The 25710-nt window shown below is 63.5% G+C and carries 21 protein-coding genes, 1 other RNA gene and 1 pseudogene; 6 read left to right on the plus strand and 17 right to left on the minus strand.

Going from position 1 to position 25710, the window contains the following annotated elements; translation table 11 throughout:
- The 9 genes from ftsW to mraZ are packed head-to-tail and all read right to left on the minus strand — an operon-like array spanning position 1 to position 10223.
- Positions 1-1152, minus strand: coding sequence for a putative lipid II flippase FtsW (gene ftsW / locus NLY37_RS13015; RefSeq protein WP_023668275.1), 1152 nt, complete (start codon positions 1150-1152; stop codon positions 1-3).
- Positions 1152-2552, minus strand: coding sequence for a UDP-N-acetylmuramoyl-L-alanine--D-glutamate ligase (gene murD, locus NLY37_RS13020; protein ID WP_023688030.1), 1401 nt, complete (start codon positions 2550-2552; stop codon positions 1152-1154). The genes ftsW and murD overlap by 1 nt, the downstream gene beginning before the upstream one ends.
- Positions 2553-2560: 8 nt before the next feature.
- On the minus strand, positions 2561-3643 hold the full coding sequence (gene mraY, locus NLY37_RS13025) for a phospho-N-acetylmuramoyl-pentapeptide-transferase (protein ID WP_023668273.1): 1083 nt from the start codon (positions 3641-3643) through the stop codon (positions 2561-2563).
- An 18-nt stretch (positions 3644-3661) separates the two neighbouring features.
- Positions 3662-5095 carry a UDP-N-acetylmuramoylalanyl-D-glutamyl-2,6-diaminopimelate--D-alanyl-D-alanine ligase gene (locus tag NLY37_RS13030; RefSeq protein ID WP_023741697.1) on the minus strand — a complete coding sequence of 478 codons (1434 nt, stop codon included), beginning with the start codon at positions 5093-5095 and terminating at the stop codon, positions 3662-3664.
- Positions 5092-6546, minus strand: coding sequence for a UDP-N-acetylmuramoyl-L-alanyl-D-glutamate--2,6-diaminopimelate ligase (locus tag NLY37_RS13035; RefSeq protein WP_286442531.1), 1455 nt, complete (start codon positions 6544-6546; stop codon positions 5092-5094). Before NLY37_RS13035 ends, NLY37_RS13030 begins: the two co-directional genes overlap by 4 nt.
- Before the next feature lie 54 nt (positions 6547-6600).
- On the minus strand, positions 6601-8325 hold the full coding sequence (locus NLY37_RS13040) for a peptidoglycan D,D-transpeptidase FtsI family protein (RefSeq protein ID WP_023741698.1): 1725 nt from the start codon (positions 8323-8325) through the stop codon (positions 6601-6603).
- 14 nt (positions 8326-8339) lie between these two features.
- The gene (gene ftsL, locus NLY37_RS13045; protein WP_023682142.1) at positions 8340-8732 is read right to left on the minus strand and encodes a cell division protein FtsL; all 393 of its coding nucleotides are present in this window, start codon (positions 8730-8732) and stop codon (positions 8340-8342) included.
- Between the two features lie 4 nt (positions 8733-8736).
- Entirely contained in the window at positions 8737-9753 is a 1017-nt protein-coding gene (rsmH, locus tag NLY37_RS13050) for a 16S rRNA (cytosine(1402)-N(4))-methyltransferase RsmH (RefSeq protein ID WP_023741699.1), read from the minus strand.
- Entirely contained in the window at positions 9750-10223 is a 474-nt protein-coding gene (gene mraZ / locus NLY37_RS13055; RefSeq protein ID WP_023682144.1) for a division/cell wall cluster transcriptional repressor MraZ, read from the minus strand. The genes rsmH and mraZ overlap by 4 nt, the downstream gene beginning before the upstream one ends.
- Positions 10224-10625: 402 nt before the next feature.
- On the opposite strand from mraZ, the gene NLY37_RS13060 reads away from it, so the two are divergent.
- Entirely contained in the window at positions 10626-11741 is a 1116-nt protein-coding gene (locus NLY37_RS13060) for a cystathionine gamma-lyase (protein WP_023741700.1), read from the plus strand.
- 8 nt (positions 11742-11749) lie between these two features.
- Here the strand turns inward: NLY37_RS13060 and NLY37_RS13065 are convergent, their stop codons facing one another.
- The 7 genes from NLY37_RS13065 to NLY37_RS13095 all read right to left on the minus strand — a co-directional run bounded on the left by NLY37_RS13065 (position 11750) and on the right by NLY37_RS13095 (position 15733).
- Positions 11750-12043 (minus strand): type II toxin-antitoxin system RelE/ParE family toxin, encoded by a 294-nt coding sequence (locus NLY37_RS13065; protein WP_023741701.1) that lies wholly within the window; start codon positions 12041-12043, stop codon positions 11750-11752.
- Positions 12040-12324 carry a type II toxin-antitoxin system ParD family antitoxin gene (locus NLY37_RS13070; RefSeq protein WP_023688026.1) on the minus strand — a complete coding sequence of 95 codons (285 nt, stop codon included), beginning with the start codon at positions 12322-12324 and terminating at the stop codon, positions 12040-12042. Before NLY37_RS13070 ends, NLY37_RS13065 begins: the two co-directional genes overlap by 4 nt.
- 180 nt (positions 12325-12504) lie before the next feature.
- Positions 12505-12902: RNase P RNA component class A (gene rnpB, locus NLY37_RS13075), an RNA gene on the minus strand.
- Between the two features lie 50 nt (positions 12903-12952).
- The gene (locus NLY37_RS13080; protein ID WP_023705555.1) at positions 12953-13657 is read right to left on the minus strand and encodes a lytic transglycosylase domain-containing protein; all 705 of its coding nucleotides are present in this window, start codon (positions 13655-13657) and stop codon (positions 12953-12955) included.
- Between the two features lie 186 nt (positions 13658-13843).
- Positions 13844-14611, minus strand: a complete 768-nt coding sequence (locus NLY37_RS13085) for an N-acetylmuramoyl-L-alanine amidase (protein ID WP_023741702.1) — start codon at positions 14609-14611, stop codon at positions 13844-13846.
- Positions 14608-15327 (minus strand): J domain-containing protein, encoded by a 720-nt coding sequence (locus NLY37_RS13090; RefSeq protein ID WP_023739868.1) that lies wholly within the window; start codon positions 15325-15327, stop codon positions 14608-14610. The genes NLY37_RS13085 and NLY37_RS13090 overlap by 4 nt, the downstream gene beginning before the upstream one ends.
- A gap of 208 nt (positions 15328-15535) precedes the next feature.
- Positions 15536-15733 carry a hypothetical protein gene (locus NLY37_RS13095; RefSeq protein WP_023668260.1) on the minus strand — a complete coding sequence of 66 codons (198 nt, stop codon included), beginning with the start codon at positions 15731-15733 and terminating at the stop codon, positions 15536-15538.
- Positions 15734-15910: 177 nt separating this feature from the next.
- Between NLY37_RS13095 and NLY37_RS13100 the strand changes: the two genes are divergently transcribed.
- The 3 genes and pseudogenes from NLY37_RS13100 to NLY37_RS13110 all read left to right on the plus strand — a co-directional run.
- Positions 15911-19870, plus strand: coding sequence for a hydantoinase B/oxoprolinase family protein (locus NLY37_RS13100; protein WP_286442538.1), 3960 nt, complete (start codon positions 15911-15913; stop codon positions 19868-19870).
- Positions 19871-19901: 31 nt separating this feature from the next.
- Positions 19902-21200: a BtaA family protein gene (locus NLY37_RS13105; protein WP_031246132.1), complete on the plus strand. Its 1299-nt coding sequence runs from the start codon at positions 19902-19904 to the stop codon at positions 21198-21200.
- A pseudogene (locus tag NLY37_RS13110) lies at positions 21197-21853 on the plus strand (class I SAM-dependent methyltransferase); the annotation flags it as partial. The gene NLY37_RS13105 and the pseudogene NLY37_RS13110, both read left to right, overlap by 4 nt.
- A gap of 124 nt (positions 21854-21977) precedes the next feature.
- Here NLY37_RS13110 and NLY37_RS13115 read toward each other — a convergent pair.
- On the minus strand, positions 21978-23357 hold the full coding sequence (locus NLY37_RS13115) for a serine hydrolase domain-containing protein (protein WP_023741705.1): 1380 nt from the start codon (positions 23355-23357) through the stop codon (positions 21978-21980).
- Positions 23358-23640: 283 nt separating this feature from the next.
- Between NLY37_RS13115 and NLY37_RS13120 the strand changes: the two genes are divergently transcribed.
- Positions 23641-24438, plus strand: a complete 798-nt coding sequence (locus NLY37_RS13120) for a glycoside hydrolase family 25 protein (RefSeq protein WP_023682151.1) — start codon at positions 23641-23643, stop codon at positions 24436-24438.
- Positions 24439-24470: 32 nt separating this feature from the next.
- Positions 24471-25700: a lytic murein transglycosylase gene (locus NLY37_RS13125; RefSeq protein WP_023741706.1), complete on the plus strand. Its 1230-nt coding sequence runs from the start codon at positions 24471-24473 to the stop codon at positions 25698-25700.
- The last annotated feature ends 10 nt before the right edge of the window (positions 25701-25710 follow it).

Genomic DNA, 25710 nt, shown 5'->3' on the forward strand with positions numbered 1-25710 from the left:
TCACTCCGCCGGCAGGGCGCGCTGCGACAGGGCAAAGCCCATCTGCTTGCGCTTTTCCGGTCGCTTGCGGGTCAGCGCCAGCACCATGCCCATCGAGATGGCAATGGCGATCTGCGAGGAGCCGCCATAGGAGATGAAAGGCAGCGTCATGCCCTTGGCCGGCATCAGTTGCAGGTTGACGCACATGTTGATGACCGACTGCAGGCCGAACACGGTGACGAGACCGCCGACGGCGTAGCGGGTGAAATCATCATGTTCCTTCAGCGCCGTGCTGAGGCCGCGCAGCACGATGAAGGCGAAGATCGACATGATGAAGAAGCACATGATCAGCCCGAACTCTTCGCCGGCGACCGAAAAGACGAAGTCGGCATGCGCGTCGGGAATGACCCGCTTGACCGTGCCCTCGCCCGGCCCGACGCCGAACCAGTGGCCGTTGATCAGCGCCTCGCGGCCCATGTCGACCTGGAACGTGTCGCCTTCGCCGGTCAGGAATTTGTCGATGCGGGCGGCGACGTGCGGGAACACCGTATAAGCGGCAAACAGGCCGCCGGCGCCGGTGGCGCCAAGCGCGATGATCCATAGCCAGGGCAGGCCGGCCATGAAGAACATGACGCCCCAGGTGCCGGTCACCAGCATGGTCTGGCCGAGATCGGGCTGCGCCACCAGAAGCGAGATGACCAGGATCAGCAGCAGCATGGCAAACAAATTGCCCGGAATGTCGGGCTGGCGCTTGTGTTCGGCGAACAGCCAGGCGCAGACGATGACGAAGGCGGGTTTCAGAAATTCCGACGGCTGGATCGACATGCCGACAAACGACACCCAGCGCCGCGCGCCTTTCACCTCGACGCCGATATAGAGCACGGCGACCATCAGCACCAGCATGATCCCCAGGATGATCAGCGCCATGCGCCGGATCTGCCGCGATTCCAGGAAGGACACTGCCAGCATCACGCCGAGCGCCGGCACGGTGAAGATGATCTGCCTGGTGGCAAAGTGGAAACTGTCGAGGCCGATGCGTTCGGCCACCGCCGGGCTTGCCGCAAAGGACAAGACGATGCCAAGCCCCATCAGCGACAGGAACGCCGCCAGGAACCAGCGATCGATCGTCCACCACCAGGTTGCAACCGGGCTTTTGTCGAGACGGCTTTGCATTATCGTGCCCCTCCGATGGGTTTCACGCCCTCGATAGCATTCGCAGCTTGCCTGAAGGCTTCGCCGCGAACTTCGAAATTCTTGAACTGGTCGAAACTGGCGCAGGCCGGCGACAGCAGTACCACCACCTCGCCGTTGTCATCCTTGGCCGAGTCTTTCGCGGCATGGTCGACCGCGGCGGCCAGGGTGCCCGAGATTTCATAGGGCACGGCTTCGCCGAGCGTCGCCGAGAATGCGGGCGCCGCCTCGCCGATCAGATAGGCCTTGGCGACGCGCGGGAAGAAACCGCGCAGCGGCTCGATGCCGCCTTCCTTGGGCAGTCCGCCGGCGATCCAGTAAATGCGCGAAAAACTCGACAGCGCCGGTGCCGCCGCATCGGCATTGGTCGCCTTGGAATCGTTGACGAACAGCACATGATCCTTGCGGCCGACCTGCTCCATGCGATGCGCGAGGCCGGGGAAGCTTTCCAGTCCCGCCTGGATTTCGCCCAGGCTCAAGCCGACCTTGAGGCAAGCTGCGACGGCGGCAAGCGCGTTCTGCGCATTGTGCTGGCCGCGCAACGAACCGATGCCTTCGAGGAAGGCGACGCGGCTGTAGCGGCCATGCACGGCTTCCATCAGATCAGAGCCGTCGGCGAAATAGCCGTCGGTCAGCGGCAGCCGCTTGGAGATGCGGATCACCTCCCGGCCCGCCCTCTCCAGCCGGTCAGCGATCTGCGCGCACCAGGAATCGTCAACGCCGACGATCGCCGTCTCGCTGCCGGCAACCAGCCGCTCCTTGATCGAAGCGTAATGCTGCATGGTGCCGTGGCGGTCGAGATGGTCGGGCGTCAGGTTGAGCAGGATGCCGGCCGTCGGGTTGATCGAGGGCGCGAGATCGATCTGGTAGGACGAACACTCGACGACATAGTCCCGGTCAGCCTGCGGTGGATCGAGCGTCATGATGGCCCGGCCGATATTGCCGCCCATCTGCGTGTCGCGCCCTGCCGATTTGAGGATATGCGCGGTCAGCGCCGTGGTCGTCGACTTGCCGTTGGTGCCGGTGATAGCGATGAACGGCGCATCAGGCGCGCGCGCAATCCGCTCGCGGCAGAACAATTCGATATCGCCGATCACCTCGACGCCGGAGCCACGCGCCAACTCCACCGTCCAGTGCGGCTTGGGATGCGTCAGCGGCACGCCGGGTGAGAGCACGAAGGCCGAGAATTTCGACCAGTCGGCGCCGCGCAGATCGGCGGTCGCAATGCCTTGGTCAGCAGCCTTGGCGACGCTATCGGGATTGTCGTCCCAGGCGAGCACGTCGGCGCCGCCCTCGATCAGCGCGCGCGCCGTGGCGGTCCCCGAGCCACCGAGCCCGAAGAGCGAAACGCGTTTGCCCGAAAAGGATGCGGCGGGGATCAAGCGGGTTCCTATCTCAGCTTGAGGGTCGACAGGCCGACCAGCGCCAGGATGACGGCGATGATCCAGAAGCGGATCACCACCTGGCTTTCGGTCCAGCCGAGCTTTTCGAAATGATGATGGATCGGCGCCATCAGGAACACGCGCTTGCCGGTCATCTTGAAGTAGCCGACCTGAATGATGACCGACAGGATTTCCACGACAAACAATCCGCCGACAATGACCAGCACGATCTCGTGCTTGGTGGCGACCGCGACCGTACCGATCAGGCCACCCATGGCCAGCGAACCGGTGTCGCCCATGAAGATCGCCGCCGGTGGCGCGTTGAACCAGAGGAAGCCGAGGCCGGCGCCGATGACGGCGCCAAGCACGACAGCCAGCTCGCCGGTGCCGGGCACGAAATGGATCTGCAGATATTCGGCGAACACCGCATTGCCGGAGAGGTAGGCGATGACGCCAAAGGATGCCGCCGCAATCATGATCGGCACGATCGCCAGCCCGTCGAGGCCATCGGTCAAATTCACCGCATTGCCGGCGCCGACAATGACGAAGCAGGAGAACGGCACGAAGAACCAGCCCAGATTGATGATGAATTCCTTGGCGAAGGGGAAGGTCAGCGACGACGAGAACGGCGCCTGGCCATTATGCATGATCGCCCAGGCGGCGATGCCGGCGATGACGAATTCTAACGCCAGCCGCGCCTTGCCGGAAAAGCCGAGATGCGACTGCTTGGTTACCTTGAGATAGTCGTCGTAAAAGCCGATCGAACCGAAGCCCAGCGTCACCAAGAGCACCACCCAGACATAGATCGAGGAGAGGTTCGCCCATAGAAGCGACGAGCCGACGATGCCGCACAGGATCATCAGCCCGCCCATCGTCGGCGTGCCGGCCTTCTTGAAATGCGTCTGCGGGCCATCGGCGCGGATCGGCTGGCCCTTGCCTTGCCGCAGCCTAAGCGAATTGATGATGGTCGGCCCGAAGATGAAGACGATCAGCGCCGAGGTGATCAGCGCACCGCCGGTGCGGAAAGTTATGTAGCGGAAGACATTGAAGACCGAGACCTTGTCCGCAAAATCGACGAGCAATGTAAACATACGATTCCGTTCCCCGGACTAGTTCTGTTTCGTGCCTGCGGCTTCCGCCGGATATTTGCCGAGCAAGGCCTCGACCAGCTTTGAAAAGCCGATGCCTTTCGACGATTTGATCATCACCACGTCGCCGGCCTTCAGCGTCGACAACAGCAGCGGCTTCAATTCCTCGGCGCCGGCGCGGTATTCCGTTTTGATCTCGTCGGGCAGGATGTCTGCCAGCGCCCGCATTTCCGGACCGCCGAGAAAGACCGTGTTTGTGCCGGTGCCGACGATCAACTCGGCAAGGGCTGCATGGAGCTTGGCCGAATGGTCGCCGAGCTCGAGCATGTCGCCGAGCACGGCGATGCGCCGGCCCTCGCCCGTGACAGGCGTCGCGTTGAGCAGCGCCATGGCAGCAGCCATCGAGGCCGGATTGGCGTTGTAGCTCTCATCGATCAGTGTGATCGGTCCCTTGGGGTGGCGAAGCATATGGCGCTTCCCACGGCCACGCTCGGCCGACAGATCGGCCAGTGCCAAGGCCACCTTGCCGATGTCGGCTTCAACCAAATGCGCGGCGCCGAGCACCGCCAGGACGTTCTGTACCATGTGGCGGCCGGGCGCGCCGATGCGCGCCGTCACATCCTGCCCGCCGATCCTGGCGGTGATGTCGGAATGATCGGCATGCAGCTCGCATTTGGTCAGCTTGTAGGTCGACCGTGCATTCTCGCCGAAGCCAAAGACATGTTCGACGCCGGCGGCTCGCGCCATCTTGTCGAGCAGCTTCCATCGCGCATCGTCGCGGTTGAGCAAGGCCGCACCGCCGGGCTCGATGCCTTCAAAAATCTCGGCCTTGGCCTTGGCGATCTCGTCGAGATTTCTAAAGAAGCCGAGATGCGCCGCGGCGATCATCGTGACGATGGCCACATGTGGCCGGACCATCTTGACCAGCGGCCGGATCTCGCCCGGATGGTTCATGCCGATCTCGAACACCGCATAGTCGCAATCGCCGGGCATGCGCGCCAGCGTCAGCGGCACGCCCCAATGATTGTTGAAGGACTGCGCCGAAGCATGCACCGTGCCGACGGCCGACAGCACATGACGCAGCGCCTCCTTGGTGGTGGTCTTGCCGGCCGATCCGGTCACCGCGATGATTTTTGCGCTGGAACGGGCGCGGGCGGCAACACCGAGTTTCTCCAGTGCTGCCAGCACATCCTGCACGACGATCATCGGCGCCGTCAGCCGCCCAAGCGACGGCAATTTGCCCTCGGCGACGACCAGAACGCCGGCGCCGGCCTTGATCGCCGCGGTCGCGAAGTCATGGCCGTCCATCGCCTCGCCCTTGATGGCGAAGAAGGCGTCGCCCGGCTGCAGGCTGCGGCTGTCGATCGAGATCCCCGAAATTCCCTCCGGCATCGGCCCGAGCGGCCGACCGCCCATGGCGTCGACCAGCGCCTCGGAAGTCCAGAGCACGCTCATGCGGCCCGCTCCCGCAGCGCCGAGCGGACTTCTTCGTGGTCGGAGAACGGAAAAGTCTCGGCGCCGATGGTCTGGCCCTCTTCATGGCCCTTGCCGGCAACGATCAGCGTATCGCCCGCTTTGAGCATGGCGACCGCTTCGTGGATCGCCTTGCGGCGGTCGCCGATTTCGATGGCGCCGGGTGCGGCTGCCAGGATCGCGGCACGAATCGTTTCCGGCACTTCCGAGCGCGGATTGTCGTCGGTGACGATGACGACATCGGCCAGCCGCGTGGCGATTCCGCCCATGATCGGCCGCTTGCCCCGGTCGCGGTCGCCGCCGCAGCCGAACACGACGATGACGCGGCCGGTGGTGAACGGGCGCACGGCGGCCAGTACATTTTCCAGCGCATCCGGCTTGTGGGCATAGTCGACATAGACGGGCGCGCCATTGGCGGTGGCGCCGACCAGGTCGAGCCGTCCCGGCGCACCCTGGAGTTTCTCCAATGCCATCAAAGCTTTGGCGACCGGCGTTCCGGTGGAAATGGCCAGCCCTGCCGAAACCAGGGCATTGGCGATCTGGAAGTCGCCGGCGAGCGGCAGGTCGATCTCGTAGAGCACGCCGTCGGCTTCGACCTCGGCGCGCTGGCGGTGGCGCTCGTGCTCGACCCGCTTCAGGCGCAGGAAATCGCCATGGCGGCCGACAGTCAGCACATTGAGCCCCGCGGCCTGCGCAGCCTGGATGGTCGGCGCCGACCACGGATCGTCGGCAAAGATGACCGCCGGCGCGCCTTTCGGCAGCAGCGTGTCGAACAGGCGCAATTTGGCGCGATGATAGTCCTCGACCGTCGGATGATAGTCCATATGGTCGCGGCCGAGATTGGTGAAACCGCCCGCGGCGAGCTTGACGCCATCGAGGCGGCGCTGGTCGAGACCATGGCTGGAAGCCTCCATCGAGGCATGGGTGACGCCGGCCTCCGCCAATTCCTTGAGCAACTGGTGCAAAGCCACCGGATCGGGCGTGGTCAGCGAACCGTAGTCGTTGCGGCCCGGCGCCACCACGCCGGTGGTGCCAATGGACGCGGCGCCAAAGCCGGCCTGCTCCCAGATCTGCCTGGTGAAGGCGGCGACCGAGGTCTTGCCTGCGGTGCCGGTAACCGCGACCATGGTCTCCGGCTGGCTGCCGAAGAAACGTGCCGCGCTCAGCGCCAGCGCCAGGCGTGCGTCGTCGACACTGAGCACCGGGACGGACTGACCGGAAACGGCGCTGGCCTTGCCCACGACAACCGCCGCTGCGCCGCGCTTTGCCGCATCGGCGGCATAGGCCGAACCATCCGCCTTGCTGCCGGCGAGCGCGAAAAAGACCACGCCGGTCTTGACCGTGCGGGAATCCGACGAAATCCCGGTTACCTCCACATCGCGGGAAGATGTTCCCTCGACAGGCAGGATACCGGCTAAATCTCTCAGGTGCATCGAACCCCGTTTATCTCAACAAAATGGCGCGCAGTTGCCGGCGCGCCCTAAGAATCACTGATAGGAAACCAGCGTTGCGCCATTTTCATGGCTGAAATCTGGCTTCACGCCAAGCATGGCGGCTGCCCGCCTGATGATGTTTCCGGCCATGACACCCGCATTGTTGGCGGCGACGTCGGTCATCCCGGGCTTTTCCGGGTGCGGAGCGTCAGCGATCGTAAACACCAGATATTGCGGATCGTCCATCGGGAAGGCAGCGACGAAGGTGTTGAAATTCAGTTCCTTCGAGTAGCGGCCATTGATGACCTTCTCGGCGGTTCCGGTCTTGCCGCCAACGCGGTAGCCGGGGGCCCTGGCGTTTCTGGCCGAGCCTTTCTCAGCATTGAGCGTGTAGAGGTAGCGCATGCCCTCCACAGTCTTTTCGCTGACCACTCTCTTGGCCACCGACATGGCATCCTGCTCGCTGCGGACCAGGAAAGTCGGCGGGATCAAATAGCCCTGCATCAGCGCCGCGCAGCCGACGGCGGCCTGCAGCGGCGTCGTCGACACGCCATGGCCGAAGGCGATGGTGAAGGAGTTGACCTGTTTCCAGACCTTCGGTTCGGTCGGGCGCGCGACCTCAGGCAGTTCGGTCTGCATCCTGTCCAGAAGGCCAAGGCGATGCAGGAATTCGCGGTGCCCCTCGATGCCGACCATTTCGGCCTCACGCGCCGATCCGATGTTGGAGGAGTAAAGGAACACCTCCGGCAATGACAGCACGCGGTTCTTGCCGTGGAAATCGTGAATGGCCTGATGGCCGACCCGGATCGGATGCGAGGCGTCGAAACGGCTGTTCATGTTCGCCTTGCCGGAATCGAGCGCCATGGCCGAGGTAAAGCTCTTGAAGGTCGAGCCCATCTCGTAGAGGCCGGCCGACATGCGGTTCAGGCGGTCCTTGTCCTGCGCATTGAAGGGATTGTTCGGATCGAAATCCGGCACCGAGGCCATCGCCACCACTTCGCCGGTCTTGATGTTGAGCACGACGGCGCCGGCGCCCATGGCGCGATAGCGCTCGAGGCCGGCGGCAATCTCGTCGCGCACCACATGCTGGACGCGCAGGTCGATCGACAGCTGAACCGGCTTCAGATCCTTGGCGATCGCCAAGCCTGAGGCCTGCAGGTCGCTCAGGCCCTGCTCGTCAATGTACTTCTCCATGCCGGAGATGCCCTGATTGTCGATGTTGGTGAGGCCGACAATGTAGGACGAGGTCACGCCGGCAGGATAGAAGCGGCGCTTTTCGGTGCGAAAGCCGATTCCGGGAATGCCGAGCTGCATGATGTCGGCCTGCTGCTTGGGCGTCAGCTGCCGCTGCAGCCAGACGAAGCCGGCGCCGCTTTTCAGCTTGTGATAGGTCTGCTCGGGGTCGATATCTGGCAGAATGGTCGACAGCTTTTCGATCGCCTCGTCGGCATCGACGATGCGGCGCGGCTCGGCAAACAGCGATGCCGTCTTGATGTCGGTCGCCAGCACCTCGCCGTTGCGGTCGACGATGTCGGGACGCGACGCCGTCACCCGGCTTTGCGGCCCATTCGACATGTCGGGGGACTGGAAACCGAGATAGACCAGCCGCCCGGCGATGGTCGAATAAATGCCGAAGAACACCGCCATCGTCATCACGATGCGGGTCTTGGCCTTGCCGCCGGTCGCCTTGCGCGCGCCTTCGACCACGATGGAGCCGTCCTCGCCGGTCCGTGCGCGGCGCTTCAGCAATTTGCCGACCGACGGAAGTTTGGCGCGCATTGGAAATCCAGCGATCATTGGACGATGGCTCCGGTGACCACGGGATCCTTGTCGGCTGGTCCTTTGCCGGAATTGTCGGCCATGCCGCCAAGCCGTTGCGACGACAGGTCCTCGATGTTGAGCGGTTTTGCCGGCAGGTCGTCGAGCCCGACGATCTGCCGCGCATTGACCGGCTCGAGTGCGAGCTGCGATTTGTAGATTTCAGCCAGCTTCTGCAGGCGCGACGGCTGGGTCAGCAGGCTCCAGTCGGCCTTGAGCAGGTCGATCGTGTCCTCCTCATAGCGGATCTGCGCCTCGATCTTCTGCACCGAAGCCAGCTGTTCCTCGGCCTCGCGCTTGGCCTTGTAGGTCAGGGCCGCGGCCGAGACCATGACGGCGATCAGGACTATGTCGCTGGTTCGAAACACGTATTCACCTCTCTCGCGGCGCCTGGATGCCGGGAAGCTTTGGAAGGCCGAAAATGGTGAGATCACCGGCGCGCGCCGGCGCCTCGGTGCGGATAGCGGTACGCAGCCTGGCCGAGCGCGCCCGCGGATTGGCAGCGACCTCGGCATCGCCTGCCGTCACGCCGCCACCAGCCTTGCGGAAGGTCGCAGTGCGTGCGTGAGCCTCGGGCAAATGACGTGAGCCGGTGGCGACGTCGGCGCTGTCGGCGATGAAGCGCTTGACGATGCGGTCTTCCAGCGAATGGAACGTCACCACCGCAAGCCGCCCGCCGGGCTTCAATACCCGCTCGGATGCCATTAGGGCTTTGGCCAATTCGCCCAGCTCGTCATTGACGAAAATGCGCAGCGCCTGGAAGACGCGGGTGGCCGGATGAATCTTGTCCTTCGGCGCGCGGCCGATATGCGTTTCGATGGCGTCGGCGAGATCGAGCGTGCGCTCGAACGGACGTTTTTCGCGGCGTGACTCGATCATGCGGGCAATGCGGCCGGCATTCCGCTCTTCGCCGAGGAAGCCGAAGATGCGGGCAAGGTCGCCTATCTTGAACGAATTGACGACGTCGGCAGCACTCAAGCCCGCCTGCGCCATGCGCATGTCGAGCGGCCCGTCGGTGCGGAACGAAAAGCCGCGCTCGGGCTGGTCGACCTGCATGGAGGAAATGCCGATGTCGAGGACAACGCCGTCGGCGCTCTCGACCTGCTCGTCCAGCGTCGAAAATGGCGCCTGCACCAGCCTTAGCCTGCCGCCGGATTGCTGTTCCAGGCCGCGCCCGGCGGCAATCGCATCGGGATCGCGATCGATCGCCACCACCGAGGCGCCGCTCGCCAGGATCGCCTTGGTGTAGCCGCCGGCGCCAAACGTGCCGTCGACGATCACATCGCCGGCTTTGGGTGAGAGCGCCTCCAGCACTTCGGCGAGGAGGACCGGAATGTGGCGGACCGGTCCGCCAACGGCGCTGAGATCATCGCCGTGATCCGCCATCATTCCGGCCGCTCCCCAGCCTTGGCCTCGTGAGCCTTCGTCCCCTGCCGAAGCTGCAAAAGCCGAGCGCGCGCCTGCGCCCCATAGGCGGCCAGCCGTCCAGGCTCCCAAACTTGAAAGAAATTGCCACGGCCGACAAAGGCCACTTCGCTCGTGATGCCCGTATGCTCGCGGATGAAATCGCTCATCGTGATGCGGCCATCCTGATCGAGCTTCAGGAACGTCCCGTCGCCATGGCAGAAGAACGACATATCGTCCGCCGTCTGCAAAAAAGGGTCTTCCAGCGCGATGCGCTGCTCGTAGCGGTCGAGCAGATCGAGCCCGCCGACATCCATCGCAGGCACGTCCAGGCCGCGCAGCGCATAGAGTTCGGAATAGCCGCGCTTCTGCACGACCGCGCGGAAATGCGCCGGAACGGAGACCCGCCCCTTCGCATCGATCCTGTTCACCGCGCTTGACAGAAACCGGTCCATGACACGCTGCAGCCGCTTCCGCCGCCGCACCCCTCTCCATGTTTTCGTCCGCGCCGAAGCGCATCCCCTGCCGAAAATCCGCTTCGATCCCAGCGGCAAAACCCCGCAAACGCACAGCCGCCGCGGCTGCCCGATTGGCGTACGCTTTACCCTGACGCGGAACGAAGGCTTTGGTATCGAAATGGGATATCATGGGGCACTATGGGCGTCAACGGGAACAGGCTTCACAAACGCGCGCGCCACAACCGGTGAGAGCAGCTCTGACAACACTCCCGTCTTTATCTCCCATTAAGCCTAACGAACCGTTTAGAGCGGGCTGGCCCAAGCGGAAGCGGCTTGCCGCGCATCACTGCCGCGAATAGCGTCGTCAGTCTTTTCGCTGAGCAACAAGGTCAGAAATCCATGTCCGAAACAGCCAGGTCCCGCGCGGCCTCCCTTGCCCATCTGCGTCGCGACGGACTTGTCAAAGGCGACCCCATCCCATTGCCGCTGACCATGGCCGCTATTTTCCACAACCCGGGCGACGGCGCCGGCTACAGTCAGTACGGCCGTTACAGCAACGCCACCTGGGATGCGGTCGAGCACATGCTGGCGCATCTGGAAGACGCGCCATGCGTCGGCTTCCCATCCGGAATGGCGGCAATCTCGGCGGTGTTTTTCGGCCTGTTGAAATCCGGCGATCGCGTGCTTTTGCCTTCGGACGGCTACCATGCCACACGCGCGCTGGCCGAACGTTTCCTTAAGCCCTTTGGCGTCGCCTATGATCTGCGGCCGACATCGACCTTTCTCGATGGCGACTTCGACGGCTACCGCCTTGTCTACGTTGAAACCCCGTCAAATCCGCGCTTGGACATTTGCGACATCACAGCGGTCGCCGAGGCCGCGCACCAAGCGGGCGCGATCGTCGTCGTCGACAACACCACGATGACGCCGTTCGGCCAGCGTCCGCTCGATCTCGGCGCCGACATCGTCGTTGCTGCCGACACCAAGGCGGCCAACGGGCATTCCGACGTGCTGTTCGGCCATGTCGCCAGCCGCAATCCAGATATCATCGCGGCCGTCACCGGCTGGCGCGAGACCGCGGGCGGCATTCCCGGCCCGTTCGAGGCTTGGCTGGTGCATCGCGGCCTGGAGACGCTGGACGTACGCTTCGACCGCATGTGTTCTTCTGCAGAGGTGATCGTGAAGCGCCTGAAAGACCATCGCGCCGTTAGCGGCTTGCGCTACCCCGGGCTGGAGGGCGACCCGTCGCACAACCTCGCCCGGGCGCAGATGGAGCGCTTCGGCTTCCTCATGTCCTTCGAACTCCTCTCCCAGGAAAAGGCCGAGGATTTCATCAACAACTGCACGCTGATGCAGGCGGCAACGTCGTTCGGGGGTGTCCACACCTCCGCCGAGCGGCGGGCCAAGCGAGGAGATTCGGTTCCGCCCGGCTTCGTGCGCCTGTCGGTGGGCTGCGAGCCGGTGGAAGAACTCTGGCAGGCGATCGAGGCATCGCTGGACAACATCGGCATCTGAGCTGGCGGTTAGGTCACCAAGTCGTCGGCGCCAATATCGCGCCTGCCGTGCAAAACGCGGACGATCTCGATCGCGTCTTCGCCCATGCGATACAGAGTGACATATTCGCCGACGATCAGATGACGAATGCCGGGCGCGATATCATCGCGCGGCGCACCTGAGAACGGGTGCAAGGTGAGCAGTGTCCAGCGCCTCTCCAAGCCGTCCACAAGGCGCATGGCCCCCTTTGGGCTATGTTCCGCAATGTAGTCACCGATGCCTTCGACATCTGATATCGCCTGAGGAAGCAGCCGATATTTCACTCTTCCGAGCCTGCAGCTTCCGACATCCTCTGATATTTGGCTCGCAGCCGGTCCATGAAGGGCTGGCCGTCCACCGCCGGTCCGCTGTCGATCCCCTCCTGAACCAGCCTGCGCAATTCCTCGACCGTGTAGCCGAGAAGATCGCGGCGGTCTTTCCATTGCCGCAGCGCATCACGGATGACTTCGCTGGCCGAGGCATATTCGCCGGCGGCCACGACATCGTCGACCGCCGCCGCCAGTTCCGGCGAAAGCGTGATGCTGCGTTTGTCGACGTGACCCATGATGCGCTCCTGATCAAACCATGACAATCATGGTACGATTAAATCGTACCAGCTTCAAGGATGCGTTTGTCTCGACCCCAGCATGCGTACTTGATTCAATCGCTCAAGCACCTGAATCGCCAGCTGCGCCCGAAGGCGCAGACTGCTGATCCAAAGGATTAATCGCGATATGGGGGAGAAATTGCCAGCTGGCCTGTAAGCCGGGTTTTGTATGGCCCTCGCCCCTTTCGGGGCGAGAACGTGGCGGCCATTCATCTTGGGCGCATGTTGCCATGCGCCTCACGCAACCTACCCGGACGGTGAGCCGGAAACAGCCCTCGAAGGTTTCCCCTCGCACCGTCCCTATTCGGTCTTGCTCCCGGTGGGGTTTACCGTGCCGCTCCTGTTGCCAGTCGCGCGGTGGGCTCTTACCCCACCCTTTCACCCTTGCCCCGATAAATCGTGGCGGTTTGCTTTCTGTGGCACTTTCCCTGGGGTCGCCCCCGCCGGCCATTAACCGGCACCGTGTCTCCATGGAGCCCGGACTTTCCTCACCCGCAGCCTTTCGGCTTTGCGGGTGCGGCCGCCCGGCCAGCTGGCAGAGCGTATAAAGGGGTTCACGTTCCAAAACGCAAATGAAAAAGCAGACTTATGCCGGCGATCCCAATGCCGCCAACTGCACCTTGACCTTGCCGCAATAGGCCGCCGACACCGGGTTCATCCGCGTCGCGGCATGGCCGGCATTGTATTTCAGGATCGTGCCGCAGGTGGTGCCGCCGCCGAGATTGCGCGCCATGGCAAGGTACTTCATGCCGTATTTGATGTTGGTGTCGGGATCGAACAGACCCTTGGCCGAGCCGCTATACCCCATCATCCGCGCCGTTGCCGGCTTGATCTGCATCAGGCCGATTTCACCCGCGCTGCCGACGATGTTCGGCCGGTAGTTGCTCTCGATCTTGATGACCGCCTGGGCCAGCGACACCGGCACGCCTTCGGCCGCAGCATAGCGGGCAATGATTGCCGAATACTGGTCGCCAAGCGCGGCTGCCGCAGTCGACTCCGCAGCGGTGCTTGGGCGGATCGATGCGGTGGTCGTCAGGTCGACGCTCTTCCTGTTGCGCTTAAAATGCCTCTTGGCCGTGGCTTTTCTGGCCTTCACCACGGCTGCTTTGCGCACATTCGCGGTGGTTGCTCTTTTTGCTTTCGGGTTTGCTTTCGTCATGGTGGCCTTGGCGGGTGCGGCGATGAAGCCCTGGTCTGCCCTCTGGCTCAGTGGTGCGGCATCGGCCGTGCTGAAGGTAAAAGTCATTACGCCGGCAGCAATAGCTGCCGTTACAACGGTCAATTTCTGCATGTGGTCCCGTTCTGTTTGGCCGCGCGAAGATCTTCACGCAGCAACGCCTAATCAATATCGGAGCATCCGGGGGGGGCTGGAGGTCCGATAACTTGCACGAACCGCCTTTGAGGGCGGAATTTGTGTCGAACAAGGCGAGGCAATTCACTTTCAGTGACAGGCTGTAACTTGAATATCAGAAAAAGATTATTTAGAGGCAACTGACGTAAGGGAAGTCAGCAGGCTTTGCAGCGTGCTAGACGTAGAGCCGTCGGCGACACCATCCACCAGGCGCGGTCGGAAATGCCGCTGAAAAGCTTCGACGACGATTTCGGTCTGGCGGTCGAAGACACCTGATATCTCGACGCCATAGCCATAGAGCGCCAGCATCGACTGCAGTGCCTCGACCTCGGCGCCGGTATCGCCGGCTTTCAGCACAGCGCCGCGCCGGACCGGCGCCGCAGGCACGAGATGGCCGACCCCGGCCGCAAACAGCGCCTTCCAGGGGAATTTCTCGCCTGGGTCGATCTTGCGCCCCGGCGCGATGTCGGAATGGGCAAGCACCCTTTGCGCCGCAATGGAATGGCGTTCGATGATACCAAGGCAAAGCCCGACCACCGCTTCCACCTGCCGCTTGGGAAAGGCCGAATAGCCGAGCGAATGGCCGGGATTGACGATTTCGATGCCGACCGAACAGGAGTTGATGTCGCGACGACCGAACCAGGAACTTGCACCGGCGTGCCAGGCGCGGTCGCTTTCGCGCACCATCTGGATAATGCGACCGTCCTCATGGACGAGGTAGTGCGACGAGACTTCGCTTGCGGGGTCGCACAACCAGGCTTCCGCGGCAGCACCCGTCGCCATGCCGGTATAGTGCAGCACGATCATGTCGGGCCTGAGCGTTTCGCGCCGCGGGCCGAAATTCGGCGATACCCTGACCTCCGCGCTTGGCTCGTCGGGCGGGAAGCCGCTCATGCGTGCCTGAGGCCCCGCTCGATCATTTCATAGGCCGCGTTGATCGCCGCGACCCTGGTCGTTGCAATCTTGATGAATTCCTGCGGCAGGCCGCGCGCGATCAGCCGGTCCGGATGATTGTCGGAGACCAGCTTGCGGTACCGCTTCCTGACCTCCTCGAACGGCTTGCCGCGCTCAATGCCGAGCACGATATAGGGATCGCCGGCCCCGAGATTGACGTGCCTGGCCAGGATGGCTTCGTAGTGCACCTCGTCGATGCGAAAAATCTCGGCAATACGGTGCAGGAAAACGCCTTCGCGCTCATGCACCAGCCCGTCCGCCTTGGCGATGTGGAACAGACCGTCGAGTATGTCTTCCAGCATGACGCAGTTCGAATGGCCCGAGCCGCACATCTGCGCCATACTCTCGGCATAGGTCTCGAACCCGGCGACGTCGCGCTTGGCCAGATCGTAAAGCCGCGCCACATTGCGGGTCTGTTCTCGCGGCACCTCAAATATTTCCTGGAACGCGCGAACCTCGTCCTGGGTGACGATGCCATCGGCCTTGGCCATCTTGGCTGACAGCGCAATCATTGCCACAGAGAAGGCAACGCGCCGGCGCAGATCAGCGTCACCGGAGAAAACCGTGCGCACGGCCTCGACCACATCGGCTACACCGGACGTGGCTGAAGATGAAACGCGGTTGATGAAGTCGCCGAGGCGATCCCAAATCGACATGAGCGCTTATTAGGGCCGCCGGCCATTGCTATCAAGCCAAGACAGCGCCGCAGAGTGGATCGATTTGCGCAAGCAACCGACGCGCCAGATCCCAAACCGTAGGAAAGAGCCGGTTCAAGGCCCTTGAGCCCCGAATCGACCTAAACGCAGGAAGGCCGGCGCGAAGCCGGCCTCCTCTCTCGTCACGTCAAAGTGACCGAGACTGCTGCTACTGCGCGGGGGCAGGAGCAGGTGTTGCCGGAGCCGGTTCTGCAGGCTTCGGTGCATCCGGCGTCGCCGGCTTCATGGGCTCGGCGGCTGGCGGATTGGTGCTCTGGGTGGTGGTGTTATCCGTACCGCTGTCGCTGCAGGCGGCAACGCCGAACAGGGCCAGGGCGGAAACGGAAGCAAGAATCAGCTTTTTCATGACATCTCTCCTTCAACACACGCTCACGTTGCGGTGAACGGTCGAAGGCAAAATGCATCAAACGGCCATGAGTTTCGTAACGTTGCGTTTCCTGATGTAACATCCGCGCACTATCGATTGCGAGCCGCGCGATGCCGAACTAACAGTCTGGACCCAAATGCAATGCCGGAGTTCTGCGTGGACAAGAAATGGGATTTTTGGATCGACCGCGGCGGCACCTTCACCGACGTGATCGGACGTGATCCACAAGGCGGTTTGCATCCCAGGAAATTCCTGTCGGAAAATCCCGAAGCCTATCCCGACGCGGCCATAGCCGGCATCCGCGAGCTTCTGGGGCTGAAATCCGGCACCGCTATTCCTCCGGGCCTGGTCGGTGACGTCAAGATGGGTACCACCGTTGCCACGAATGCGCTGCTGGAGCGCAAGGGCGACCGTGTGCTTTTGCTCATCACCAAGGGCTTTCGCGATGCGCTGAAGATCGCCTATCAGGCGCGGCCAGACATCTTCGCCAAGGAGATCATCCTTCCGGAACAGCTCTACGAGCGGGTCATCGAGATCGACGAACGCGTGCGCGCCAATGGCGAGGTCGAGCGCTTGCTCGACATCGCCGCCTGCCGCCCCGCCATCGAACAGGCGAAGGCTGACGGGATCGATGCGGTGGCCATCGTCTTCATGCATGCCTGGAAATATCCCGACCACGAGAAGGCGGTGGCGAAAGTCTGCCGCAAGATCGGGTTCAGCCAAGTCTCGGTCAGCCATGAGGTCTCGCCGCTGATCAAGCTGGTCGGCCGCGGCGACACCACCGTGGTCGATGCCTATCTGTCGCCGATCCTGTCGCGCTATGTGCAAAGGGTGGCGGGAGAACTGGGCGCGACGCCAATCTCCCCACTTGTGGGGGGTGAGGAGCGGTCGGCCAAAGGCCGAGAAAAAGCCAACGATTTGGCTTTTTCAGCGACGAACGCCCGGAGCCATAGCGAAGGGCAGTCCGCAAAGCGGCCAGAGGGGGTCCTCTCGGAAGGCACCGCCAATGCGCTGAGCCCGGTCGATCCAACCCCACCCGGCGGCTCCGCCGCCACCCTCCCCTCGAGGGGGAGGGAAAACCCTCGCCTGATGTTCATGATGTCGTCGGGCGGGCTTACCGCCGCCGACATGTTTCAGGGCAAGGACGCGCTGCTGTCCGGCCCGGCCGGCGGTGTCGTCGGCATGGTCGAGACGGCGAAACTCGCCGGATTCGAGAAAGTCATCGGTTTCGACATGGGCGGCACCTCGACCGACGTCGCCCATTATGACGGCGAGTATGAGCGCGCCTTCGACACCGAGGTCGCCGGCGTGCGCATCCGTGCGCCGATGATGCGCATCCATACCGTCGCTGCCGGCGGCGGCTCGATCCTGCACTACGAAGCCGGCCGTTTCCGCGCCGGCCCGGATTCCGCCGGCGCCAATCCTGGCCCCGCCGCCTACCGGCGCGGCGGCCCGCTGGCCGTCACCGACGCCAATGTCATGCTGGGCAAGCTGCAGCCCGATTTCTTCCCGGCAATTTTCGGCCCAGGCCAGGACCAGCCGCTCGATGTGGCCGCCGTGCATAAAAAATTCGCGGCGCTCGCCGCCGAAATCGGCGATGGCCGCACGCCGGAAGCCGTCGCCGAAGGGTTCGTTACCATCGCGGTGGAAAACATGGCCAATGCTATCAAGAAGATCTCCGTGCAGCGCGGCTACGATGTCACCGAATATCTCTTGAACTGTTTTGGCGGCGCCGGCGGCCAGCATGCCTGCCTGGTTGCCGACGCGCTCGGCATGGAGGCGGTACTGATCCACCCCTTCTCCGGTCTGCTCTCAGCCTATGGTATCGGCCTGTCGTCGGTTTTCGCGTCGCGCCAGCAGGCGCTCCTGAAGCCGCTTGCCGAAGAATCCAGGACCCAGATCGGCAGCCTCATCGGCACGTTGAAAAAAGCCGTCATCGCCGAATTGGCAGCGCAAGGCATCGCCGAGGACAAGATTGCGGCAAAGCCGGTGCTGCACATCCGCTATGACGGCACCGACACCACGCTGCCGGTGAATTTCGAAGGCGACTCGATCTTCCAGGCCAGGCGCGATTTCGAAATCGCCCACAAGGCGCAGTTCGGGTTCGTCTATGATGACAAGCCGATGATCGTCGAGACCGTTGGCGTGGAAGGCGCCGAGATCGTCGAGACCACGGCCGAAGCCGTTGCGCCCGCCGGACCGGCAATGGTTGAAGCGGGTGCGTCGGGAACGCGGCGCATCTACACCGAGGGCCGCTGGCATGAGGCCGGCATCCATCGCCGCGAAAACCTGCGCCCATCCAATCTGGTCCCAGGCCCCGCTTTGATCATCGAGCCGAACCAGACCATCGTCGTCGAGCCGGGCTGGCAGGCCGAAATCACCAACCTCAATCACGTCGTCATTCGCCGCACGGAACGGAAAGTTCGCACGGCTGCCCTCGGCACCGAAGCCGATCCGGTGATGCTGGAGGTCTTCAACAACCTCTTCATGTCGATCGCCGAGCAGATGGGCGTCACGCTGCAGAACACCGCCTATTCCGTCAACATCAAGGAAAGGCTGGACTTTTCCTGCGCCGTCTTCGACCGTCATGGCGCGCTGGTCGCCAACGCGCCGCACATGCCGGTGCATCTCGGCTCCATGGACCGCTCGGTCGAAACCATTATCCGGCTGAACTCCGGCGACATCCATCCCGGCGACGTCTTTGCGCTGAACGCCCCCTACAATGGCGGCACGCATTTGCCTGATATCACCGTGGTGACGCCGGTGTTTTCCCTCCCCCATGAGGGGAGGGTGGCCGCGCAGCGGCCGGGTGGGGTCCTCTCAGAAGGCACCACAAGAGCGTCGAGCACTGCCGCAACGACCCCCTCCGGCGGCTCCGCCGCCACCTCCCCCTCAAGGGGGGAGGAAGTAATCTTCTACGTAGCCTCGCGCGGCCACCATGCCGACATTGGCGGCACGGCTCCCGGCTCGATGACGCCGCTTGCCACCACGGTCGACGAGGAAGGCGTGCTGTTCGACAATTTCCGGGTCGTCGATCGTGGAAAATTCCGCGAGGCGGAGTTGCAAACGCTGCTCACCGACCACGCCTACCCCGCCCGCAACCCGCACCAGAACATCGCCGACCTCAAGGCGCAGATCGCCGCGAACGAAAAGGGCGTGGCGGAATTGCGCAAGATGGTCGGCCATTTCGGCCTCGATGTCGTCGAAGCCTATATGGGCCATGTCCAGGACAACGCCGCCGAAAGCGTGCGCCGCGTGCTGGAGCGGCTGCCCGATAGTTCCGAGTACGAATACCCGACCGACACCGGCCAGGTGATCAAGGTGAAGATTACCATCGATCGGCAAAAGCGCGAGGCGACCGTGGACTTCACCGGAACGTCGAAGGTCGAGAAGAACAATTTCAATGCGCCCGAGCCCGTCGCCCGCGCAGCCGTGCTCTATGCCTTCCGTGTCATGGTCGAGGACATGATCCCGATGAATGCCGGCTGCCTGCGGCCGATCAACATCATCATCCCCGACGGCTCGATGCTGAAGCCCGCCTACCCCGCCGCCGTCGTCGCCGGCAATGTCGAGACCTCGCAGCATGTCACAAACGCCCTGTTCGGCGCCATGGGTGCCATGGCCAACGCGCAAGGCACGATGAACAACCTGACCTTCGGCAACAAGCAGTACCAGTATTACGAGACCATCTGCTCCGGTTCGCCGGCAGGCCGGATGAACTCCGGCCGCGGCTTTGCCGGCACATCCGGCGTCCACACCCACATGACCAATTCGCGCCTGACCGACCCGGAGGTGCTGGAATTGCGCTTTCCCGTTTTGCTCGAGGATTTCCACATTCGCGATGGCTCCGGCGGCAAAGGCAAATGGGATGCCGGTGACGGCACCAGGCGCACCATCCGTTTCCTCGAAAAGATGGAATGCGCCATCCTGTCGTCGCACCGCAACCGCCCGCCGCAAGGCCTTGATGGGGGCGGTGACGGCGAGGTCGGCTCGACCAAGGTCCGCCGCCAGGACGGCAGCGTCGAGACGCTGAAGGCCTGCGACCAGACCGTGCTTGATGCCGGCGACGTCGTTATCCTGACGACGCCGACACCGGGGGGATTTGGCAAGGCCTGAACTCGCGTCAACAGCCTGTCACCCGCCTGTCATGCCCCTGAGTTACCCGCTTGCGGCAAAGCAAATGGGGAATCACTTTGCCATGACGGACGTCTCCTCGGATCTCGTTTTTCGCCGCGGCAAGGAAGTTGGAAAAGCCGTCTACCAGAACCGCCCGCTTTCGCAGGCCGGCCTTTCCGAACGGCTGTTTGCGCTTCTGTTTTCCGGCCTTGTCTATCCGCAGATCTGGGAAGACCCTGAAGTCGACATGGAGGCCATGCAGCTTGGCCAGGGCCACCGCGTCGTCACCATAGCGTCGGGCGGCTGCAACATCCTCGCCTACCTCACCCGCTCGCCTGAACGCGTCGATGCGGTCGACCTCAACGCCGCCCACATCGCCTTGAACCGGATGAAGCTGGAGGCGGTGCGGCAACTGCCCTCGCAGGGCGATCTGTTCCGTTTCTTCGGCGCCGCCGACACCAACCACAATTCGCAAGCCTATGACCGCTTCATCGCGCCGCATCTCGACCCGGTCAGCCGCCACTATTGGGAGCGTCGCAGCTGGCGCGGCCGCCGGCGCATCACCGTCTTCGACCGCAATTTCTACCAGACCGGCCTGCTCGGCCTGTTCATCGCCATGGGCCACCGCATCGCCAAATTCTTCGGCGTCGATCCCGCCGGTATCATGGCGTCGAAGAGCCTCGCCGACCAGCGCCGCTTCTTCAACGAAGAGCTGGCGCCGGTCTTCGACAAGAAGCTGTTGCGCTGGGCTACCTCGCGCAAGGCTTCGCTGTTCGGCCTCGGCATTCCGCCGGCGCAGTACGATTCGCTGATCACCTCGGGCGATGGTTCGATGGCCAGCGTGCTGAAGGCCCGGCTGGAAAAGCTCGCTTGCGATTTTCCGCTGAAGAACAACTACTTCGCTTGGCAAGCCTTCGCCCGTCGCTATCCCAATCCGGGTGAGGCCGCCCTGCCCGCCTATCTAGAAGAGGCCAACTACAAGGCGATCCGCAACAATGTCGATCGCGTCGGCATCCACCACGCCAATCTGATCGAATTTCTGGCCGGCAAGGACGCAAGCACCGTCGACCGTTTCGTCCTGCTTGACGCGCAGGACTGGATGACGGACGACCAGCTCAATGCCCTTTGGTCGGAGATCACCCGCACCGCCTCGGTCGGCGCCCGAGTCATCTTCCGCACCGCCGCCGAGCCCAGCGTGCTGCCGGGCCGCGTCTCGATCTCGCTGCTCGACCAGTGGACCTACGAGGACGAGGCCTCGCGCGACTGTTCGGCCCGCGACCGCTCGGCCATCTATGGCGGCTTCCACCTCTATGTGAAGCGCGCGGCATGAGCGCGAGCGAGCTGCCGGCCGACCATGCCGAACTGATGGACGGCGTCTATCGCTGGCAACGCCATATCTACGACCTGACCCGCAAATACTATCTGCTTGGCCGCGACCAGATGATAGTCGGGCTGGATGTGCCGGCGAATGGCAGAGTGCTCGAACTTGGCTGCGGCACCGGCCGCAACATCGCGCTTGCCGCCCGCCGCTATCCCGACGCCCGCCTCTACGGCCTCGACATCTCGGCCGAGATGCTGGAAACGGCGAGCAAGGCGATCGGCCGCGAAGGCCTGTCCGGCCGCGTCGTGCTGGCGCGCGGCGACGCCACCGATTTCGACGCCAAGACGCTGTTCGGCGTCGAGCGCTTCGACCGCATCTTCGTGTCCTATTCGCTGTCGATGATCCCCGGTTGGGAAAAGACGGTTTCAGCAGCCCTTGCGGCACTCGCGCCCGGCGGCTCGCTGCATGTCGTCGATTTCGGCCAGCAGGAAGGCTTGCCCAACTGGTTCCGGACATTGCTGCGCGGCTGGCTCAAGAAATTCCATGTCACGCCACGTGAATCATTGCGCGAAGTCTTGGAATCGGAATCTCGGCGAACCGGCGCAAGCTTCTGTTTCCGCGCGCTTTATCGCGGCTATGCCCGGCTGGCGGTCGTCAAGATCGCGCACTCTTACCTCCCCCTCGATGGGGGAGGTCGCGCCGAAGGCGCGGGTGGGGGTGAAGTGCCAGGCACCCCGCCCCGACGCTACGCGCCGACCCTCCCCATCAAAGGGAGGGTAAAGAGAGCTAGCGCAGTGCCTTCATCAGCGCGCCGACCATCACCTGCGGCCGGTAACCGAGCTTGGCGGGCGTCAACCCCAGCCGCACCACCACCAGTTGCTCCGACGGGACGATGGCGACCGTCTGGCCGTCATGGCCCTCCATCCAGTAGGTATCGTTGGGCAGGCCGGCGGCGACGCCGGCGCCGGGATTTCCTTCGTCCCCCGGGGCTTCGATCCAAAGTTGCCCCTTGCCGTAGACTTTCGAGGCCGGTGCCGGTTCGCGCATCCAGTCGACGAAACCGGCCGGCAGGATCTGGTTGCCGTTCCAGACGCCGCCCTGCAGCAGGAATTGGCCGAACCGCGCCCAGTCATGCCCGGTGGCATAGAGGTAGGATGAGCCGACAAAGGTACCCTCCTCGTCGGTTTCGAGCACCGCGCTTTGCATGCCGAGCGGCCCCAACAGCGCTGTCCTTGGCCACATCAGCGCCTTGTCCTTGTCGCCGATAGCATCCTGCCACAGCCGCGACAGCATCACCGCCGTGCCGCTCGAATAGGAAAAGACCTTGCCGACGTCGCCGGTCAGCGGCTTGGCCTCGGCGAAGCCCGCCATATCCGGTTCGAGGTAGAGCATGCGCGTCACATCGGCAACGTCGCCATAATCCTCGTTGAACTCGAGTCCGCTCGACATCGCCATCATATCGGCAAGGCTGATGGCGGCGCGGCCGTCCGCCTTCCATGAGCCGAACAGGCCCTGATTGGTCACCGCCATCTTGCCGTCCTTGACCAGCGTGCCGACGAGCGCGGCGTTGACTGTCTTGGTCATCGACCAGCCCAGCAGCGGCGTTTTCGCCGAAAAGCCGTCGCCATAACGCTCCGCAACAATGCGGCCATTTTTGACCACCACCACGGCGCGCATGCCGATGCCGGTCATCGCCGCACCGTCGAGGATCTTGTTGATTTCGGGATTTTGCGAGGCATCGACTCGATCTCCCTCGGGCCACAGATCGCCCTTGGTGGCCGCCGACGCCTCGGCAGGGATTGACGTGCGCCGTGCCTTGCCGACGTCGCCATCGGGAACCGAGGCGCAACCCAGGCCGGCGCGCGCAACGGCAACGCTCTTGCCGAGGAAGCCAAGCAGCCCGGCCGAGACGGTCCCCCTGTTCTTGTCGACCGACACCTTCATCAGCCTGAGAAGCGGATGGCCGGGCGCCTGCACGTCGATGGCAAGCACCTCATTGGGATCACGGCCGGCGATAAAAACATTCGAGCAGACAATCTTGGCGGAATAGCCGGAACCGACGCGGATCAGTTCGGGCGGCGCGACGTAGAGCCAGGTAAACAGGGCGGCTGTGGCCAACACGACCAGGCCGAGCAGCCATTTGATGATCTTCACGGCGATCCGCATCTTTCCGTCCCTGCTTTTCCGCTGCCCGTGGCTTGCGGCCCGATTTATGTCATCGATTTGCCGCCATTGCTTCCGCAGAATCGGTGTTCTTGTCGAGCGCCGTCAACCTGTTATCAACCATGATCGGCGATCACTGATGCATGTCGCCCAAAAGTGCGCAGCGGTTTTGGGACGACGACATGCACGAAAATAGCGTATCAGGCGATGCTGTGGGGCGATCGCCTGAGGGGCACCTGCAACGACAACCCAACAGCGACCGGCTGATTCCGGCTCGGGAAATGCGATGCGCCGTTTCGCGGCCCTCATCACGTTGACGCTGCTGGCCGCCTGCTCGACCGCCGGCGATCTCGTGCCCTCGATGTCGCCATCCAGCAGCCCGACGGTTGCCGTGCGCGCACCGCGTTTCGAAGATTCCAAGCCGCATGAATGGGATAGCGGCGCGCCTTGGAACTATGCCGTTCACGGCACCGACGTCTCCAAATACCAGACCTCGGTCGACTGGCCGACGGCCAAGGCCAGCGGCATCTCCTTCGCCTTCATCAAGGCGACCGAGGGCGGCGACCGTTTCGACGAGTATTTCAACGAGCATTGGTCGCGCACCAAGGCCAATGGCATTCCGCGCGCGGCCTACCATTTCTTCTATTTCTGCACGCCTGCCGCCACCCAGGCGCGCTGGTTCATCCAGAACGTGCCCGTCGACCGCTCGGCCATGCCGCCGGTGCTCGACATGGAGTGGAACCCGCAATCGCCGACCTGCCGGCTGCGCCCGGATTCGGCGACGGTGCGGGCCGAAATGACCACCTTTCTCGAGATGATCGAGCGGCACTATGGCAAGAAGCCGATCATCTACACCTCGGTCGACTTCTTCGACGATAACGACCTTGCGACCTTCCGCGGCTATCCCTACTGGCTGCGCTCGGTGGCCGGCCACCCCCGCCAGAAGTACGGCAGCCACCCTTTCACCTTCTGGCAATACACCGGAACCGGTATCGTGCCCGGCATGAACGGCAAGTCCGATATCAACGTCTTCAACGGCACTGAGGCAGCCTGGAAAAAGTGGCTGCGGCAGAACACCCGTTGACACCGGCTCTGCCGCCTGCTTTTCGACGTCCCATGCGCACCTACCTGCAACCACTGGGATATCCACGCCGGAAACAGTCGAAGAGCCGCCTGCGCTCCGGGCTGCTCGCGGCCCTGCTGCTCGGCGCTACGGCGATGCCGGCGGGGGCGCAGGAATGCGGCGGCGACTTCGAAACCTGGAAGCAAGGCGTGGCGGCGGAAGCCAAGGCGGCCGGTGTCGGCGCTGTCGGCCTTGACGCACTGGAAGCCGCCACCATCGACGACAAGGTGCTGGCGCGTGACCGCGCCCAGGGCGTCTTCGCACAGACCTTCATCCAGTTCTCCAACCGCATGATCTCGGCCTACCGGCTGAAGCAGGGCGCGGCCAATCTGAAGAAATACGCCGAAATCTTTGCGCGCGCCGACCAGCAGTTCGGTGTCCAGGCGCCGATCATCACCGCCTTCTGGGGGCTGGAGACCGATTTCGGCGCCGTGCAGGGCGATTTCCACACGCTGAGCGCCTTGGTGACGCTGTCGCATGACTGCCGCCGCCCGCAGCTGTTTCGGCCGCAACTGGTGCCGCTGTTGACGCTGATCGATCGCGGCGTCGTTCCGGCCGACGTCACCGGCGCCTGGGCCGGCGAGATCGGCCAGACGCAAATCCTGCCTTCCGACTATCTCGCGCGCGGCGTCGACGGCGATGGCGACGGCATCGTCGATCTCAGGCGCAGTGTGCCCGACGTGATCATGACCACGGCCAACAAGGTGCTGTCTCGCGGCTGGAAACGCGACCAGCCCTGGATCGAGGAAGTGCGCGTGCCCGAGGACATGCCTTGGGAGCAGACCGGCCGCACCAACAAGCTGCCGCTGTCGCAATGGGCCGCCTGGGGCGTCACCAATCCCGATGGCACGCCGCTGATCGACAACGGCCTGAAGGCCGGCCTGGCGCTGCCGATGGGCCGCAAAGGTCCGGCCTTCCTCGCCTACGACAATTTCGACGTCTATCTCGAATGGAACCAGTCCTTCACCTACGCGCTGACCGCCGCCAACTTCGCCAGCCGGCTGGCCGGGGCAAAGCAGTTCGACCCGCGCAATCCCGAAACCGGGCTCAATGGCGACCAGATGAAGGAATTGCAGACCAAGCTCGAAGCCAGGGGCTATGACGTCGGCACCGTCGACGGCATTCTGGGCACCAACACCCGCGAAGCCATCCGCAAGGAACAGATGCGGCTCGGCATGCCGGTAGACGGCTGGCCGACGCCGGAGCTTTTGGGGAAACTGTGAGTAGAATCTG

This window comes from Mesorhizobium sp. C395A (assembly GCF_030323205.1).
Lineage (GTDB): Bacteria > Pseudomonadota > Alphaproteobacteria > Rhizobiales > Rhizobiaceae > Mesorhizobium.

Excerpts from the sequence above, each read along its gene's own strand:
- ftsW (WP_023668275.1), bottom strand. The coding sequence starts at position 1,152 with ATGCAAAGCCGTCTCGACAAAAGCCCGGTTGCAACCTGGTGGTGGACG.
- mraY (WP_023668273.1), bottom strand. The coding sequence starts at position 3,643 with ATGTTTACATTGCTCGTCGATTTTGCGGACAAGGTCTCGGTCTTCAAT.
- NLY37_RS13030 (WP_023741697.1), bottom strand. The coding sequence starts at position 5,095 with ATGAGCGTGCTCTGGACTTCCGAGGCGCTGGTCGACGCCATGGGCGGT.
- NLY37_RS13035 (WP_286442531.1), bottom strand. The coding sequence starts at position 6,546 with ATGCACCTGAGAGATTTAGCCGGTATCCTGCCTGTCGAGGGAACATCT.
- NLY37_RS13040 (WP_023741698.1), bottom strand. The coding sequence starts at position 8,325 with ATGCGCGCCAAACTTCCGTCGGTCGGCAAATTGCTGAAGCGCCGCGCA.
- rsmH (WP_023741699.1), bottom strand. The coding sequence starts at position 9,753 with ATGATGGCGGATCACGGCGATGATCTCAGCGCCGTTGGCGGACCGGTC.
- mraZ (WP_023682144.1), bottom strand. The coding sequence starts at position 10,223 with ATGGACCGGTTTCTGTCAAGCGCGGTGAACAGGATCGATGCGAAGGGG.
- NLY37_RS13060 (WP_023741700.1), top strand. The coding sequence starts at position 10,626 with ATGTCCGAAACAGCCAGGTCCCGCGCGGCCTCCCTTGCCCATCTGCGT.
- NLY37_RS13070 (WP_023688026.1), bottom strand. The coding sequence starts at position 12,324 with ATGGGTCACGTCGACAAACGCAGCATCACGCTTTCGCCGGAACTGGCG.
- NLY37_RS13080 (WP_023705555.1), bottom strand. The coding sequence starts at position 13,657 with ATGCAGAAATTGACCGTTGTAACGGCAGCTATTGCTGCCGGCGTAATG.
- NLY37_RS13085 (WP_023741702.1), bottom strand. The coding sequence starts at position 14,611 with ATGAGCGGCTTCCCGCCCGACGAGCCAAGCGCGGAGGTCAGGGTATCG.
- NLY37_RS13090 (WP_023739868.1), bottom strand. The coding sequence starts at position 15,327 with ATGTCGATTTGGGATCGCCTCGGCGACTTCATCAACCGCGTTTCATCT.
- NLY37_RS13095 (WP_023668260.1), bottom strand. The coding sequence starts at position 15,733 with ATGAAAAAGCTGATTCTTGCTTCCGTTTCCGCCCTGGCCCTGTTCGGC.
- NLY37_RS13105 (WP_031246132.1), top strand. The coding sequence starts at position 19,902 with ATGCCCCTGAGTTACCCGCTTGCGGCAAAGCAAATGGGGAATCACTTT.
- NLY37_RS13115 (WP_023741705.1), bottom strand. The coding sequence starts at position 23,357 with ATGCGGATCGCCGTGAAGATCATCAAATGGCTGCTCGGCCTGGTCGTG.
- NLY37_RS13120 (WP_023682151.1), top strand. The coding sequence starts at position 23,641 with ATGCGCCGTTTCGCGGCCCTCATCACGTTGACGCTGCTGGCCGCCTGC.
- NLY37_RS13125 (WP_023741706.1), top strand. The coding sequence starts at position 24,471 with ATGCGCACCTACCTGCAACCACTGGGATATCCACGCCGGAAACAGTCG.